Below are 17,530 nucleotides of genomic sequence, written 5' to 3'. Positions count from 1 at the left end.
TACGTTCCCGCTTTTTATAAGCCGAAAAAAATCGGCTTATAAAAGAGCTCCACTACCGTCACTCACGCAAACCAAAAAAGAGCAATTCACTATAAACCAACATCGATTTAATTTTATCATTAAATCATTTAAATAAAAAGATCATGAGCTATTTAGAAATCAAAGATTTGGAAATTTCGTTTCCAACTCCAAAAGGAAAATATATTGCAGTAAGAGATATTAATCTTTCTATCAAAAAAGGAGAAATTGTATCCATCATTGGACATTCAGGATGTGGGAAATCAACAATTATGAATGCTATTGCAGGAATGATTACGCCAACAGGCGGAACAGTTGAATTAGACAATCAAAAAATAAAAGGACCAGGACCAGATCGCGGAATTGTTTTTCAAAATTATTCCTTGTTGCCTTGGTTAACTGTGGACCAAAACATTTTTCAAGCAGTTGATTCTGTAATGAATTGTTCCAAAAAAGAAAAACATGAAATTGTAGAAAAGAACCTTAAAATGGTTAATTTATACGAGCACAAAGATAAATTACCAGGGCAATTATCCGGTGGAATGAAACAAAGGGTAGCAATCGCAAGAGCATTTTCTATAAACCCAGGCGTTTTATTATTGGATGAGCCTTTTGGGGCTTTGGATGCACTTACCAAAGGAACCATGCAATTAGAAGTTTTGAAATTATGGAACTTGAATAACAGAGACAAAACGATTGTAATGATTACCCATGATATCGAAGAAGCTTTGTTTTTATCAGATAGAATTGTGGTTTTGAATAACGGTCCAGCTTCAACCATCAGAGAAATTGTCGAAGTTCATTTGCCAAGACCAAGAAATAAAATCGAAATTGTAAAAATGCCCGAATATATAGAGTTAAGAGATAAACTATTACACCTATTAACCGATAAATTCTCTATTGAAGATATGGGGATGGTGTATAAAAGTTAATTTTTTGGTTTAGTTTATTTGTTTAGTTAAGAATCCCTGAGATATTGAGCCATTTCAGGGATTTTTTGTGCCTATAAATTCATATTTGCATAATGTCTCTGTGAGGAATGGTGTTTATGAACGGTAGGATGTATAGTAGAGACGCACTGCAGTGCGTCTCTACTGCTAAGATAATGTTTTGTGTAGAACTAATTATTTTTCGAATTTGCAGCAATAGGTTGTAGTAAATTTGTCATTCCGAGGAAGGAGGAATCTCTGTTTGTTGCTCAAGTTTGTTGAGATTCCTCCTTCCTCGGAATGACAAAATCATGGAGATTATTCCTTAACTTAATGACATTGGAGATGCGTTAGAGACGCTGCAGTGAGTCTCTACATCAGGCGATTGTTCAATAGTTAATATTCCTGTTCAACCCAAAAATTATCGGACTTTGACGTTTTATTTTTCGGTTTTAGACCGTTTTTCACTTCCATAAAGTCCGAAACTTTGCTTTTGGAGCTGAGGTTATTTTATTTTCGTTATCCAATATTGTTCAAACTTTTCTTTAATTTATTTATCAGTTTCTGAGTTAAACGCTCTCTTAATAAAATAAGGTTTATTTTGGTTGTCAACTTGAAAATTTCCGTTAATTCCCATTGAATTTAAGTTCATAATTTCTTCCGCTATATCATCAATATATGTCTTAGATTCATAGGTCAGGTTATTTCATTTTTTCAATTATATTTCCATCAAGTCCTGCTGCATCTAAATACATTTCGTTAAATTCTTCTGAGTCTACTAATGAAATTCCTCCAAATGGATTTAACTCAATATTATTCAATAAAACTTTAAAATTGTAATTGATACTATTAGCAATTCCATATTTATTAGTAAGTTTTTGAATGTCTTTTTTAAATTTTGTATAGTTTTCATTTGCAAAAAAATCACCACCGATACTATTAAATACAAAAACCGCAAATTCACAGATTTTAAAGCTGTGAATTTGCGGTTAATTTTTGTAGCTTCTACACAAGACGTAAAACCGTAATAGAAAGTGTTACGCCCGTGTATGAAGTAAAAACTTTCTAGAGGAATTGAAAGTTTTGCTACTCTTTTTTAAATGTTTGATCATTGTGTTTATTAACAATTTTTTTAACCCAAATAACCCATTCAAAAAAGTATATTTTTATTTTTTACGTTCCATTTCTCTGGATAAAGTTGGTTGTTTTTCGTTCATGATTTTGGTTACTGTATAATGCATCCAAACCAAGCATATTGCTGAAAATAGGAGTACAAATATCCAAGAACTAGACCAAATACCGGTTGCAGTCAATAAATACCCAAAGATAATAGGTCCAAAGAAACCACCAAGACCACCTATCATTCCAACCATTCCACCTACAACGCCTACTTCTGTCGGGAAATATTCAGGAATGTGTTTGTAAACAGCTGCTTTTCCAATTCCCCAAGAAATACCAATCAGGATTACTAAAACTAAGTACACCCACATATTCGCATCAAAATGGATTGCTGTAATTCCTTTGGCTAATAATTCTTTTTTCTTAACATCTTGGTTTTGAGTCACAACGACTTCTTGCCAAGAGTTTTTAGTTGGGAAAATAGAACTTTCGACTGGTTTTTCTACCTTTTTATTGATTGGAAAATCTTTATCTCCTACTTTTACATTCGTTTCAGTAACAGCGGTTATAGTTCCTTTTTTACCAGCCATAACACCTGGTCCTGAAGTTGTGATATCCATTTTTGGAACCATCAACAAAGCACTCAATACTACTGAAGACGATAATACCCAGTACATCACTTTTCGTGCACCAAATTTATCTGATAAGTAACCTCCAAAAGCACGAATCACACCTGAAGGTAAACTAAACATCGTAGCAAACAAACCACCCATAACTAAACTGGTTTGATACACGTTCATAAAGTTTGGTAATAACCATTGTGAATAGGCAACAAAGCATCCAAAGACTAAGAAATAATAAGCTCCAAATCTCCAAACTCGGGCACTTTTTAAAGACTGAAGCATTTCAGTTACTGTTTTTGTTTGGTTCTCTATTTTTTTATTTTTTGCAAAAACTAAGAAGACAACTCCAATAATTACTAAGGCTGTTCCGTAAATAATTGGCAATAATTTCCAACCATTTTGAGGGTCTTCTACTGAAAAATGATTCAATAATGAAGGGGCAAGGAATGTAGTGATAGCTGCTCCCGCATTTCCCATTCCAAAAATCCCCAATGCTCTACCTTGCCATTCTTTTGGATACCAAATAGAAGTAAATCCAATACCAACAGCAAAACTGGTTCCTACCATACCAAACAAAAAGCTTAGAAGGGCAAACATGAAAAAACTATCGGCTAACGGAAGTAAGAATAATGGGATAGAGCAGAGAAGTAATAATATGGAGAAGACATATTTTCCGCCAAATTTATCAGTCAAAATACCTATTGGTAAACGCATAATAGAACCTGTCAGAATTGGAATTCCAAGAAGCCAGCCCACTTGGACAACGCTCCATTTAAAAATACCATTGTCTACTAAGAAGGTTACTAAAACGCCATTTAAAGTCCAACAAGCAAAACATATAGTAAATGCAAGTGTATTTAAAAACAAAATTTTATGCGATTGGGATAATGAGTTTGAATTTTTCATAATACTTATATTTTTTGTCAAAATTAAGTATTAAGGCTTATGTAAAACCTGCTAAAACGCAGGTTTTTAAAAATAATTAAGTATTTATACGTATTTTAATATTATTTTGTACGTATTTTTATTAGTGTAAACAAAAAGTGACCTTAAAAGGATTAGAGTAAAGAATATTCTGTTGCTTTATTAGAAAGTTCCATAAGATTTTTTACTTTCAATTTTTTCATCAAATTAAAACGGTGTACTTCAGCTGTACGTTTACTGATGTCCAAAGCTTCAGCTATTTCTTTATTGCCTTTTCCGGACAATAAAAGTTTAAGAATTTCTTTTTCTCTTTTGGTTATTAGTTGTTCTTCGTCTAATGTTTGCTTTGCTTCTATTGTCCCGGATGGATTACTAAGCTGTCCAATTAATATGGAAGAAATGTCACCGCTAAAATATTTTCCGCCATTAGCAACAGTATGAACTGCTTTAAGAAACTCTTCTTTACTGGAACCTTTAAGTAAGTATCCATCAGCTCCGGCTTTGATTGATTTTAATACGTACTCTTCTGATTCATGCATAGAAAGCATGACAATTTTTACCATATTGTTTTGAGCTCTCAATTTTTCAACTACTTCAATACCGGTTAAATTAGGCATACGAATGTCTAAAATCAGTAAGTCAGGTTTTACTGTTTCTATTATTTTTAGGGCTTCTAAGCCGTCTGTAGCTTCGCCTACAACTTCTATATTGACTTCGTTTTCTAATAATGATTTGATACCATCTCTTACAAATACATGATCATCTGTTAGAACAACTCGAATAGTATTACTCATAGCTTACTTAATTTTGAAATCTGATTATTACGTATATTAACCTAAAAATTAAGGCTAAGATACGTATTCTAATGAAATTATTTTATTTGGATTGAAAAAAGAGTGAATTTTGTAAATTTTCGAGGATTATATAGGAATATTGAAAGTAATTCGGGTTCCTTCATTTGGAATTGAGTTAATGAAAACCCGGCCATTAATATATTGAATCCTTTCTTTCATGAAAAGCAATCCCATTCCAGATTCGCTATTTCTCTTTTTCTCGGCAGCATTAATATCAAATCCTTTTCCGTTATCGTCTATCGTAATACTTAATATGGAATTGCTATGCGATAGTTGTACAATAATGTGTGTGGAATCGGCGTATTTTAAAGCGTTGTTAATCGCTTCCTGTGTCAGTCTATAAATGTTGATTTCAATTAAGGAATCCAGGCGTTGATCAAAATGGGTTTTATTATAAAAAAGGATGTTTTTCCCTGTCAATTTTGATAATTCCTGAGTCAGTTTTGCAATAGAGGAGACAATTCCATGATCGCTCAATTCCGGAGGCATCAGGTTGAATGTAGCCGTGCGTACCCCTTTTATAATATCAAGCGATAATTTTTTTAGGTATTCTATTTTTTGAGCCGCTTTTTCTTTGTCATCCAGATTGATACTTTCCAAGCTGAATTTTAAACCGGTGAGCATTTGCCCAATTCCATCGTGAATTTCTCTGGCAATCCTGTTTTGCTCGTTTTCCTGATTTTCGACAATCTTACTCGAAATGATCTTCTGCTGATTGATTTTATCGGTTACATTTTCGGTATTCAATCGTTCAACTTCCTGTTCCGCTTTCTTACGCTCGGTAATATCAAAACAGATGATCAACAATTCAGATTCCTCTTTTTTTATGGTTACCGGAACCATTGATATATCCAACCAAAGGGATTCTCCTTTTCTATTGGTTATATTGAGTTCTCCTTGCCAGCCACTGCGCTGTTTTTCCGAAACAATCCTACTGATTGTGAGTTGTTCCTTTTCTATTGGTGTTAATACTTGCGAGAATGTTTTGTCAGAAACGAAGGGATTATACTGAAGTAATTTAGAGAATTTTTCACCAATATGTATTAGTGAACCATCAGGTGCAACACGGCAATAGAGCAATGTGTTTTCCATTGCATAATTGAGTGATTTTAATTCTTTAACAGAGTTTTCCTTTATTTCGCTAATTATCTCGGTGTTATAGGCAAGTTTTAAAGCCTTCTTTTCAGAAGATAAAAGTTTAGAAATAAGTTTTTCTACTTTTTGATTGGTCGGTTTAAAGATGAATAAGAATTCCAGTAATAAAACAAATAGCGTAAATACTAAAATCGCATATTCCGTTTTACTTTGCAGCGTCACTTTTTCTAGCGCCTCTTTGTCGTATTCATCAACAATTTGGTTCATTTTAGAAAGAAAAACTACTTGGTTTTCAAGAATAGCTTGTACTAATTTTTGATTTTCGGATTCTTTTGTATTTAGTTTTTTATTTTCTAAAAAAAGGGTTGTAGCATTAACGATATTGTCAAGATTAGGTTTGATTGCCTTAAATAATACCGAAAGGGTTTTGCTTTTTTCTTTTGGAAAACCAAGACTGTCATTTCCTTTTTCTAAATTAAAATGGGTAGTTTTCCAAAGCGAAAGCGTTTCATCGATGCTTGCGATTTCCTCGTTTTTTTTGGCAGTATCCGTCACGAAATTTAAAATTAAAACCTCTTTCGTCAATTTCTGGCTCAGCATTCTTTGTTTTCCCGAAATATTGATTATTCGGGAATCACTCAGCTGGCTGTTAAGGTTGTATTGTATCAACAACTGGCTTAACAATACTGTAATACCAATAGTTAATAAGGCGAAAAGATACAATCGCCTTAAGTTTTTAAATGAAATAGTATCGATAGATGATCCTTTAACGTTTTTTTTCATAACGAAATCAAATTACAGTTCAAGTGACTCTTTGATTAAGTCAAGATTCGCAGCACTGTAACTGATTTTTAAGGCTTCTTGCTGTCCTTTTTCAGACATTTTAAGCCAAGTTTTCAGAATGATATTTTTCATTTTCTCCCTGTCGTGTTTGTGTACAAAAGGGTCTAGGTAATACTCCAGAAACACTAAGCAGATAACATCTTCTAAGAGTTGCGTTTCCTCGTCTTTTTTAAGTAATTTTTTTTCAATCAGAAAAGAAACTCTGGCGATAAATTCCTCAGTGTAGCCCGCTTTTTCTAAAATTGCAGCGGTAGTTTTAGCATGAAATTTTTTCAAATCTTCGCGCCATTTTAAATAGCCCACACGATCCATAGGGTAGGAGTCCCGTGCTATTTTCCAGCGGCAAATGTGTTGTGCTTTAGAGGCAATTTGAACTGATTCTGAAGCATTTGGATGGAAATCCATCAGTCTTTCATACATTCGATTTGAATATAATAATTCCTTTGGATAGGTTATAGATTGGTATGTTTCGTGGTTTGGATCTTGAGCATTCTCTGCATCAATCCATGTACTTGCGTTCTGGAATGGTGTTGTTGTCATTTGAAATGTTTAAAATCAAAGATACATAATTATTCCAAAAAGCCAACGAATACTTCATCTTCTACAATTTTTACAGGATAGGTAGCAATTTTTAAATCATCCCCATTCAGATTCGAACCGTCTACAAGAGAAAATGTTTTCTTGTGCATAGGACAAGCTATTTTAGGGATATCATCAACAGAACCAATCATTCCTCTTGAAAGCACCATTTCCATTTTATGAGGACATAGGTTTTGACAAGCGTACCATTCATTTCTGCGGTCAAATTTTATAATAGCTATCTGTTTGTTTTTGTATTTGATACAACCACCACCATTACTAGGAAAATCAGCTATTTTTCCTGCTTTGAACCATATTTTTACGTCGTTTAGAGAAACGGTTTCGTATTGATTTAGAATATTTTCCATTTGAATAATCTTTTAATTTTTAACTCCTAATCCCTCTCCAAAGAGAGGAATCAGCAGCTGAAAACAGTTAATTAGTTGTATATAATGTAGTAGTTGTTTTTATTTAAAACCGGCTGATTACCAAGATTTTGGCATTTTTTGATCTCTTATGGGTACAAATTCAATATTGTCATCTCTTTCTTCAGAATTGGTGAAATGTCTAAAACGTTTTTGCAATTCAGGATTTTCGATAACTTGAGTCCATTCGCATTCGTATGAATCAACTAATCCTTGCATTTCTACATCCAATGCATTAGCAATTCCCAAGCTATCTTCAATTACTACTTGTTTCAAGTAATCTAGTCCACCTTCCAGTTTTTCTAGCCAAGTAGAAGTTCGAACTAATGGTCCTGCAGTGCGGATATAAAACATCAAGAAACGATCTAAGTATTTCAAACAAGTTTCTTTGTCAACTTGTTCTGCAAATAAAACGGCGTGTTTTGGATTTGCTCCTCCATTACCGCTGATGTATAGATTCCAGCCTCCGTCTACGGCAATAACTCCAAAATCTTTTCCTCTGGCTTCGGCGCACTCCCTGATACAACCAGAAACGCCGCCTTTGATTTTATGTGGTGAACGCAATCCTTTGTATCTATTTTCTAATTCAATGGCAAAAGTAGTACTATCGTCCATTCCGTAACGACACCAAGTATTTCCTACGCAGCTTTTTACGGTACGCAATGATTTACCATAAGCATGCCCACTTTCAAAACCACTGTCGATAAGTATTTTCCAAATTTCAGGTAAATCATTTAATTCGGCTCCAAATAAGTCGATACGTTGTCCTCCTGTAATTTTAGTATATAGATTGTATTTTAAGGCTACTTCACCTAATACGATTAGTTTCTCGGCTGAAATTTCCCCACCTGTAACTCTAGGTACAACAGAATACGTACCGTTACGTTGAATATTAGCCAAGAATCTGTCATTTGAGTCCTGTTCAACGATATGTTTGTTGGCAGTGTCATTATATATACTGGAGAATATGGAAGATAAAACCGGTTTGCAAACTTCACATCCATCTCCTTTTCCAACAGTACCCAACACCTCATTGTGATTGGTGAATTTGTTGATTTTTATGATATCATATAGTTCTTGTCTGCTATAAGCAAAATGCTCGCAAACCACATCTTTGACTTCTTTTCCTAATGATTTTTGGGTTTCTTTTACTAAATCTACAACCATTGGTTTACATCCACCACAGCCTGTTGTTGCTTTGGTTAATTTTACTACGTCAGAAAGAGTTTCGCAAGTACCGTCTGTGATAGAACAGCAAATACTTCCTTTGGTAACATTTTCACAAGAACAAATTACGGCAGTGTCTGGCAAGTCCATTGCACTTCCCATAGTAGAACTTTCTCCTCCTCTTGAACCCAAAATCAAATCTTCCGGATTTTTAGGCAATTTCATGGCGTTGCTATAAATTTGGAACAATCCATTATAATCACTTGAATCACCTACCAATATTCCTCCTAAAAGTGTTTTTCCGTCTTTGGTAACATTGATTCTTTTATAAATTCCACTGAATTTATTTTCGTAAACAATGGCGGTCACGTCCTCGTTTTCTATAAAAGGATCACCAAAACTCGCAACTTCAACACCAATTAATTTTAATTGTGTAGACATATCGATGGTTTCCCTCATCGTTTTTGCCCCCTTCAGGATTTGTTCAGCGGCCACATCGGCCATTTCGTATCCGGGAGCTACAAGACCATAAATCATATGATTGTAAAGTGCCACTTCCCCGATCGCATAGATATAAGGATCGGAAGATTGCATCTTGTTGTTTACTACAATTCCTCCTCGTACACCTACTTCAAGTCCGGAAACTCTTCCTAGTTCATCTCGAGGTTTAATCCCTGCAGAAATTACCAACATATCCACTTTTAGGAGTTTTTCTCCTTCAAACATCATTCCTGTTATAGTATCTTCACCAGCAATATATTGTGTTGATTTGTTCAGGTGAATGCTAATATTGAGTTCCTCAATTTTTGATTGCAACATATCACTCGCCCCTTTATCAAGCTGTCTTGGCATCAATCGAGGAGCAAATTCCACTACATGTGGATTTAATCCTAAATCATATACCGCTTTAGCAGCTTCTAATCCTAATAATCCACCACCAAGGACGGCAGCTTCAGTAGCACCATTTTGCTTTATTTTTTTGGCGTAAGCCATGATTGCATCCAGATCCTCAATAGTTCTATATACAAAAACTCCTTCTTTATCTACACCTTCAATAGGCGGTACAAAAGCCGCTGAACCTGTAGCTAAAACTAAGTAGTCGTAAGTGTGCGTTTTTTCTAAATGGGTATGTATAGTTTTTTGCTCTCTATTAATATCAGTAATTAATTCAGAGGTATTTAGGATTATGTTATTTTCTTCATACCAATTTGATGTTGATAATGATAAGTCGTCAGCGCTTTTACCCGCAAAGTATTCACTCAAGTGAACTCTATCGTATGCGCGTCTTGGTTCCTCTCCAAATACGGTGATTTGATATTCTTCTTGTCCTGATTTTGCAATGAATTTTTCACAAAATTTGTAACCTACCATGCCGTTTCCGACTACTATTACTTTAATCATAATCTCATTAATTAAGTATTATTACGCAAATATAAGTATTAATACTTAATTTAAGTACTTAATTATGTGTTTTTGAAATTAATTAGTAATTATTCAAAAAAGGGTGTTTTAAATAGGGTATTTATAATTAAAGTCCTGTTTTGTTGAAAAAAATATTCTGTATTTAGGGGGTCAAATAATATTTGGATAAAAAAAGCTCCCAAAAAAGTGTTTGGGAGCTTTTTATTAATTTAAAACGGTGTACTTATATTTTGAATTTTTTATTGTTTAAATTACTTAGATTGATAGTATTTTTTTCTTAACCAAAAAGCCACATTTACTAAAATTATCAAAGCCGGAACTTCTACCAATGGACCAATAACTCCAGCAAATGCTTGCCCGCTATTGATACCGAAAACTCCAATGGAAACTGCAATCGCCAATTCGAAATTATTTCCCGATGCGGTGAATGAAAGCGCTACTGCGTCTCTATAATTGGCACCAATTTTTTTAGAAACAAAAAACATCAGGAAAAACATAATGGTGAAGAAAATCACAAGTGGAATAGCAATTCGAATTACATCCAGTGGCAAATCAACAATCATTTCGCCTTTCAAACTGAACATGATAACGATTGTGAAAAGCAAAGCAATTAACGTAATTGGAGAAACAAAAGGAATAAACTTTTGATTGAACCATTTGTCACCAATGTATTTCTTGATGATATAGCGGCTAATTACTGCCAATGCAAATGGAATTCCTAAATAAATTCCAACTGTTGTAGCAATTTGGGCAACCGTAATATTTAATTCCAAACTTTTTATTCCAAATAAAGGCAACATGATTTCCAAGTAGAAATAGGCATATAAACCGAAAAAGAAAACTTGAAGCAAACTATTAATTCCGATTAATCCAGCCGTTAATTCTCTATTTCCCTCCGCTAATTCATTCCAAACAATTACCATCGCAATGCAAGGTGCAATCCCAATTATGATTAAACCGGTCATGTATTCCGGATAATCTTTCAAAAAGAATGTTGCCAATAAAAACATTAAAAACGGACCAACAATCCAAGTGATTAAAAAAGAGGCGGTGAGTAATTTTGGCTTTTCAAACATTAGAGAAATTTTTGAAAAATCAATTTTAGTCAATGGTGGATACATCATTACTATTAATCCAATTGCGAGAGGAATATTTGTTGTTCCGCTCGAAAAGGAATTGATAAAGCCGCTACTGGAAGGTATAAAGTAGCCAATGGAAACGCCAATTATCATTGCCAGAAATATCCAAAGTGTGAGGTAACTATCGAGAAAGTTTAGTCTTTTTTTAGCTGCCATTATTATGATTTTATTTGGGAAAAAACATAGCACATTTCAGTTGCAATTTGTAAACTGCGTTCCTGATATTTTTCTGCTTGTTGCGGTGTATTGTCAAATGCTTTTGGATCTTCAAATGTGACAGGAATTCGCATTTCAGCACCTGCAATAAACGGGCAACCTCCATCTGCATGCGAACAAGTCAATATGGCTGCAAATTCACTTTGTGGATTAAAATCGTCATCATAAGTTTTAGAAAAACCAATAATAGGATGTTCGTTCTCTCCATATTTTATGGCATAAATAGGATTATTTCCTGCTGCAATGGTTTTAATTTTAAAGCCTGATTGTTCTAATGCTTTGGCTGCCATAGGAAATAATGCAGTGGCTTCGGTTCCGCCGGAATAACAAAATACATTTTTGATAGTATAATACGCTGCAGCCGTTTGTGCCCAAACTTGAGACAAATGGCTTCTTCTTGAATTGTGGGTACAAATCAAGTTCAGCCTAACTTCTTGTTGGTTAGTAAATTTGTTTTGTATAAAATCAATAAGCGGTTGCAAAATAATTTTACGTTCTGCTGTGATGGTTTCAAAATCAAAAGCACGGATTGTTTTTTCGATTTCTGGAAATAGAATGGTTTTGGTTAAAGTCATTGTATAGTTTTAAAAATTAGCAACAGCCTCCTCCAGGAGTACAACAGCTTGATTGCGTAGGGATTTCGGATAATTTTATTTTTTGTTTTTCTGCAGGAATGCCACATTGATCTTGTGCTAAACAAGCGGTTTGTTTGTTTAAAAGAGTGAATGTTGCTCCGTTGAAACCAATGTCGTATTTTCCAATAGTTTCGGCTTGATATTCGACTTCCACTTCATAATCTTCGATTCCTAATACTTTTTCTGAAAGTGCGATGATGTCTAAAAGTTTTTGTGGTTTTAGGCGGTGTTCGAAATCATTGGCATCCCATAATTGGAAATTCACAACGGTTTCTTTTCGAACTTTTCCACCGCAATCAATAAAGTTTTTGGTGATTAAACCCACTTCGGTTACGTGAAAATGTTCTGGAACATAGGTTCCGTTTGGCAATACAAAAGCAACGTTGTCTAACGTGCTCAACTGTTTTTTAATTTCTGATAATTTCATGATTTTTGTAATTTAAAAATTAACAACATTGATTTTTCCTGTTTTCTAAGTAGGTGTTTATATGTTGAAAGAACCCCTTTATTTTATTAAAACCTTCTTCGTTGAGGCAATAACAAATGGCATTTCCTTCAAAATTGCCTTTTATAAGCCCGGCATTTTTTAGTTCCTTCAAGTGTTGCGAAACGGTAGGTTGCGCCAAAGGCAGTTCGTTTACGATATCACCGCACACACAACTGTTTACTTTTATGAGATGTTCTATTATGGCAATTCGGGCGGGATGACCTATGGCTTTCGCCAATGTTGCCAATTCGTTTTGCTCGTCTGTGAAATGTTCTGATTTAGTAATTCCCATCGTTATATATTTATATTGCAATATTACGATATAGATAAACGAAAAGCAAATTTGGAATATTAATTTTTGGTTAAATTTTTAATTGGCGCTCAGGTTTACTATAGGCAATAGTAGTTTGATAAGCATTTTGAAGTTTATGCTTGCAAATGAAATGGTTTTTAGGAAAATTTAAAATGTATTCGATACTAGGACCTCCAAAGAAATAGTTGAAAAAGATGCTTTTAGTTTTTGTAAATCGTCCAATTCACATCCATTTCGATAGAAAATCAATCAATTCTTCTCTCAATTCTTTAAATATTTTTTCAAAAACAGCGATACCTTCTCGGTGCTTTTTATGATCTGAAAATTTTTCATGATCAATACTATTAGGATTGTCAAGTGCTGCTCCTTCCAGATACAATTCATGACTTTTAATATCATGGGTTAAGATGTCAATCTGTTCCTTTTGAATGATTAGCAGATTATTAAAATGATCGGCTAAGGAGCGAACTTCATTAGAAGTGTTTTTTTTTGCCACTTCCAAAATTCGGTTATCCATAATTTTAAGTTCATCTTTATAAAAGGAAAGTTTGTTTAACCACGTTTTATGTTCTTCGTGTAATTGGTAAATTGTTTTTTTAGTTTCCATTTTTGTCTTTTTAAATAGTTTTAGATTAATTAAATCTGCATTATTTTAAAATATCAAAGCTCAAATAAATCTTTTGGAATAGCATGAAATCCCACTGATTTTACTTTGTTTTCAATATCATTAATTAAAACCATTTTGGAGGTATGAACCGTGAATTCTCGTGGAAATATTTCAGCATTCAACAGCACATCTTTTATTCCGTCTAATTTCAATACGTTGGCTTTAATTTCGATTAAATCAACTTCTTCTATAGCATTTGTTCCAAAAATTTGACCATGATTTCCTGGAATTACATTGTCTTTTAGTGCACTCATGTTTTTATTTTTTAAAAATTAGGAATCTAGTTTGGATGTATTTAAATAAATAATTAAGTTGCTTAAAGTTAGTGATTTATGTTTTATTAGTGTAGAAAAAGGAATAGAAAAATATCACTTTTTGGATTTTAGAATGAATGTTTGTTCACAGCATATTTTAGTAAATCTACGGGTTCCAATAGTCATTTTATCTTTGAAAAATAAAGCGGCATCTTGTGCAGAAACAACTTTGTCTTTGTAACTTTGAAATCTAATGCTGTCCAATTGCACAATTGGGTTTTTGGTAAAAAATACTAAAATCAATTAGTAGAATAAAACTTAAAGGCTATTCAATTGTATTGAAATTAGACCTTGGACAAATATCTTAATAAATCATAAAATATTCATTTCAGTCGCAATGGGTTCACCTGAAACTTTAGAAGAGAAATATTATATAAAAGAGGTTGATACGGATAAAAAAAGTATTTATTGCCATCATGATTTAATGGGCGAATTATTTATTCCAACCCACAAACATGAAAAAGCCCAAATGCTATATTCAGAAGGAGGCATTGTTTATGTTACCACTGAAACCAAGACTTATTTTCTTCCTGCCCGTCATTTTATTTGGATTCCAAGCGGAATAAAACATAGTATTCATCCCAATTCGGATCATGTTATAATGCGGAATTTATATTTTCCTATAGATTCGAATGAAGATTCTTTTTATGAAAAAGAAGGCATTTATCCCATTAATGATTTATTGCTGCAAATGATGCGTTTCACGAACCGATGGAACGGAAACTTGGAAAAAGGAACCAGAAATTTTACTATTGCCAATGCCATAAAAGCCATTTTACCGGAAATCTGTCTGACTAATTTACCATTATCGGTGCCTTTACCAAAGGATATTCGACTCAATAAAATTATTAGCTATTTAGATGAAAACTTGGGAGAAATTATTTTATTCTCTGATTTGGCCAATCGATTTGGTTTTAGTGAGCGCTCTTTGTATCGCTTGTTCCAAAAAGATTTAGGTATGTCATTCATTCAATATTTCACCATTCGAAGAATTTTAAAAGCAATAGAATTGTTACTCGAAAAAAAAGGCTCTGTTAATGAAGTGGCGCAAGCTGTGGGGTATAATAGCGTTCCAACTTTTAGCAACACATTTTTCAAGATTTTAGGACAACGTCCTTCTGATTATTTAAAAGGGATTGAAATATTAAAAAAGTGATTTTTTTCAACACTCATTTTCTGCAATCGTTATAGTGATTTTATTGTTTTATATTTGTCCGAAATGAATAAATAGTTGGCTTTAGTTGATTTTACTGCATAGATTAAATTAGGGAACTTTGCACCCTATTCCTTTATCTATATTATGTTTCTTAAAAAATGGGTTCTTTTGAACCAATCGAAAATTAATTTTTCTAAAAATGCAGTGTTATTATTCCTCTTTTTTCAAGGGATGACATCCGTACAAGCACAACATGCTACCGCCATTTCTTTAAATGATGCTTTAAAAATCGCTAAAGAAAATAATAAGACGATTAAGAAATCTCATATCGAACAGCGTATTTCAGAAAAAGAAATTACCGGGACAAAAAACCTTCGTTTGCCGGAAGTAAATTTTAATGCCATGTATTCCCGATTATCAGATTTGACAGAATACGAAGGCGGTTTTTTCTCGGACAAACATACCTACACTCCAGAACCTGGGACCGTAATATATGATGCCGTTACAAAATTTGATATGCCGCTTTATGCAGGTAACAGAATCAATAATGCTATTAAAAAATCAAAAGAGGAAAATGAAATTGCCAAAATCAAGTTAGAGAAGACACAGAATGATGTTCAATTGCAGGTTACCGCTACTTTTTTGGGCATTTATAAAATGATGGAGCTCCAGAAAATCATTGGCGAAAGCATTAAAGAAGAACAGGAACGATTGAAGGAAGTGAAAGCTTTTAAAACTTTTGGAACCGTAACTAAAAACGAAGTGTTGCGTTCTGAGCTACAATTGTCAGACAGAGAACTCAATTCGTTAACGAATAAAAAAAACATCAGGATAGCGCTTCAAGAGTTGAAAACAGTGTTGCAGTTGCCCGAAGAATCAGAAATTGCTATCGACACAACCGGTTTACTCGATATTGCTCCTTTGAAAGACTATGATTTCTATTTTAAAGAAACCCTTCAAAACGAAGAAATGCGTATCGCAAATAGAGAAGTAGACGTTAAAAAAACAGAGCTAAAGATGGTTAAAGGGAATTATTATCCTAAGGTCAGTTTCTTTGGTAATTATAATCTAAAATATCCTGATTATATGTTGTTTACGCTGAATCGTCCGTATCTCTACACTATAGGACAAATAGGAGTGGAGGCTACTTATAATTTGTCCGGTTTATATAAAAATAAAGCCAAAGTGCAGGTTGCCAATTTAAAAGTGGACTTGCAAAAAAATGAATCGGAGCTTGTGAAAAATGAGATGGTAGATAAAGTATTTAGAAACCATACCCAATATCAGGAAATACAGGACAAGCTACCAGTTACGGACAAAGCATTGGATTTAGCCAATGAGAATTACCGCATTGTAAAGGTAAAATACCTGAACCAACTGGTCTTGATTACTGAAATGGTCGATGCGGATAATGCGTTGCTTCAGGCAAAATTCAACAAAGTTTCGACTAGAATAGATGCAGTTATGAAACATTATGAATTGCTTCATACTGCAGGACTACTCAACAAATAATAATCTCAATTTAATATAATTTAGTTTCCAATTTATATGGTAAAAGTTCATAATTCATCAAGAGCCCATCGATCATTTCATAGATTAATCACCGTGATTGCCAGTATGCTGGTCCTCGGCGGAATTGTTTTAGGGATTTGGTTTTATATTTTTAATAAAAATCACGAAGAAACCAATGATGCTCAGGTGGATCAATATGTAACGCCAATTATGGCCCGAATTACGGGTTATGTTGCCGAAGTGCGCTATAATGAAAATCAATTTGTTCACAAAGGCGATACCTTGCTGGTAATAGACAACAGGGAATATAAAGCGCATTTAGATATGGCATTGGCAGATGTTGAAAACGCAAAAAGCAATAGCATTGTGATTGAAAAAAATGTTGCAACAACTTCTAATGTGACTTCCGTTAGACAAGCTCAATTAGAGGCGGCAAAAACAGAAGTTTGGAAAACAAAACTGGAATTTAATCGCTATAAAGGATTAGTAAGCCAAGAAGCCGCTACTGAACAACAGCTTGAAAAAGTAAAAGCGGATTATGAATTGGCACAGGCACATTATCAGGAAATAGCCAACACGATTCAATCGGCTGCATTGAATACTTCAGAAGCTTCTGCAAAAATACCAACGGCCCAGACAGTAATTCAGTCTAAACAAGCCGTTGCTGATAATGCCACTTTGTTTCTTTCTTACACCGTTATCACGGCTCCTTATGATGGGTGGGTGGGTAAAAAAATGATTCAGCCGGGACAAATGATAAAAGAAGGGCAGACCTTAGTTTCTATCGTGAGCAAGGAAAAGTGGATTACAGCTAATTTTAAGGAAACGCAGCTACAGTATTTATCCATTGGCCAAGAAGTGGAGCTAAAAGCAGATGCAATAAGCGGAAGAGAATTTACGGGAAGTATTGAATCATTATCGCCAGCCAGTGGGGCGCGTTTTTCATTATTGCCTCCTGATAATGCAACGGGTAACTTTATAAAAATAGAACAAAGAATTCCTGTCAGAATAAAATTAAAAGAAAGTGACGCACAAATGGACTTTCTTAGAGCCGGTATGAATGTTACCGTTATAGCCGAACACAAATAATCAG

Annotated in this window: 16 protein-coding genes; 4 read left to right on the top strand and 12 right to left on the bottom strand. The window is 33.9% G+C overall.

The window, feature by feature from the left end:
• Positions 1-143: 143 nt before the first annotated feature.
• Complete coding sequence (locus ACM55H_RS05710; RefSeq protein WP_039107927.1) at positions 144-950, top strand: ABC transporter ATP-binding protein; 807 nt, start codon at positions 144-146, stop codon at positions 948-950.
• A gap of 1,163 nt (positions 951-2,113) precedes the next feature.
• On the opposite strand, the gene ACM55H_RS05705 is transcribed toward ACM55H_RS05710, so the two are convergent.
• From ACM55H_RS05705 to ACM55H_RS05650, 12 genes are all read right to left on the bottom strand, one after another.
• Complete coding sequence (locus ACM55H_RS05705) at positions 2,114-3,595, bottom strand: MFS transporter (protein ID WP_416835591.1); 1,482 nt, start codon at positions 3,593-3,595, stop codon at positions 2,114-2,116.
• Between the two features lie 152 nt (positions 3,596-3,747).
• Positions 3,748-4,407 (bottom strand): response regulator transcription factor, encoded by a 660-nt coding sequence (locus ACM55H_RS05700; protein WP_416835590.1) that lies wholly within the window; start codon positions 4,405-4,407, stop codon positions 3,748-3,750.
• A gap of 126 nt (positions 4,408-4,533) precedes the next feature.
• Complete coding sequence (locus ACM55H_RS05695) at positions 4,534-6,345, bottom strand: sensor histidine kinase (protein WP_416835589.1); 1,812 nt, start codon at positions 6,343-6,345, stop codon at positions 4,534-4,536.
• A 12-nt stretch (positions 6,346-6,357) separates the two neighbouring features.
• A complete protein-coding gene (locus ACM55H_RS05690) occupies positions 6,358-6,945 on the bottom strand; it encodes a DUF4202 domain-containing protein (RefSeq protein ID WP_416835588.1) in 588 nt (195 codons plus the stop codon).
• Between the two features lie 29 nt (positions 6,946-6,974).
• Positions 6,975-7,352: a nitrite reductase small subunit NirD gene (nirD, locus tag ACM55H_RS05685; protein WP_416835587.1), complete on the bottom strand. Its 378-nt coding sequence runs from the start codon at positions 7,350-7,352 to the stop codon at positions 6,975-6,977.
• A gap of 117 nt (positions 7,353-7,469) precedes the next feature.
• On the bottom strand, positions 7,470-9,977 hold the full coding sequence (gene nirB, locus ACM55H_RS05680) for a nitrite reductase large subunit NirB (RefSeq protein ID WP_416835586.1): 2,508 nt from the start codon (positions 9,975-9,977) through the stop codon (positions 7,470-7,472).
• 272 nt (positions 9,978-10,249) lie between these two features.
• Positions 10,250-11,293 (bottom strand): ACR3 family arsenite efflux transporter, encoded by a 1,044-nt coding sequence (gene arsB / locus ACM55H_RS05675; RefSeq protein ID WP_416835585.1) that lies wholly within the window; start codon positions 11,291-11,293, stop codon positions 10,250-10,252.
• A gap of 2 nt (positions 11,294-11,295) precedes the next feature.
• Positions 11,296-11,928: an arsenate-mycothiol transferase ArsC gene (locus ACM55H_RS05670; RefSeq protein ID WP_416835584.1), complete on the bottom strand. Its 633-nt coding sequence runs from the start codon at positions 11,926-11,928 to the stop codon at positions 11,296-11,298.
• A gap of 16 nt (positions 11,929-11,944) precedes the next feature.
• The gene (locus ACM55H_RS05665; protein WP_416835583.1) at positions 11,945-12,415 is read right to left on the bottom strand and encodes a DUF6428 family protein; all 471 of its coding nucleotides are present in this window, start codon (positions 12,413-12,415) and stop codon (positions 11,945-11,947) included.
• A gap of 19 nt (positions 12,416-12,434) precedes the next feature.
• Positions 12,435-12,767, bottom strand: a complete 333-nt coding sequence (locus ACM55H_RS05660; RefSeq protein WP_039107915.1) for an ArsR/SmtB family transcription factor — start codon at positions 12,765-12,767, stop codon at positions 12,435-12,437.
• Between the two features lie 244 nt (positions 12,768-13,011).
• Positions 13,012-13,395: a hypothetical protein gene (locus ACM55H_RS05655; RefSeq protein WP_416835582.1), complete on the bottom strand. Its 384-nt coding sequence runs from the start codon at positions 13,393-13,395 to the stop codon at positions 13,012-13,014.
• Between the two features lie 53 nt (positions 13,396-13,448).
• A complete protein-coding gene (locus ACM55H_RS05650) occupies positions 13,449-13,709 on the bottom strand; it encodes a heavy-metal-associated domain-containing protein (protein WP_416835581.1) in 261 nt (86 codons plus the stop codon).
• A gap of 397 nt (positions 13,710-14,106) precedes the next feature.
• On the opposite strand from ACM55H_RS05650, the gene ACM55H_RS05645 reads away from it, so the two are divergent.
• The 3 genes from ACM55H_RS05645 (at position 14,107) to ACM55H_RS05635 (ending at position 17,526) form a co-directional block, all read left to right on the top strand.
• Entirely contained in the window at positions 14,107-14,925 is an 819-nt protein-coding gene (locus ACM55H_RS05645) for an AraC family transcriptional regulator (RefSeq protein ID WP_416835580.1), read from the top strand.
• 168 nt (positions 14,926-15,093) lie between these two features.
• Positions 15,094-16,437: a TolC family protein gene (locus ACM55H_RS05640; protein WP_416835579.1), complete on the top strand. Its 1,344-nt coding sequence runs from the start codon at positions 15,094-15,096 to the stop codon at positions 16,435-16,437.
• A gap of 36 nt (positions 16,438-16,473) precedes the next feature.
• Positions 16,474-17,526 (top strand): HlyD family secretion protein, encoded by a 1,053-nt coding sequence (locus ACM55H_RS05635; protein ID WP_416835578.1) that lies wholly within the window; start codon positions 16,474-16,476, stop codon positions 17,524-17,526.
• The last annotated feature ends 4 nt before the right edge of the window (positions 17,527-17,530 follow it).

Source organism: Flavobacterium cryoconiti (assembly GCF_048158645.1).
Taxonomy (GTDB): domain Bacteria; phylum Bacteroidota; class Bacteroidia; order Flavobacteriales; family Flavobacteriaceae; genus Flavobacterium; species Flavobacterium cryoconiti.
The sequence above is the reverse complement of the archived record's forward strand: the minus strand, read 5'-3'. Positions and strand labels throughout refer to the sequence as shown.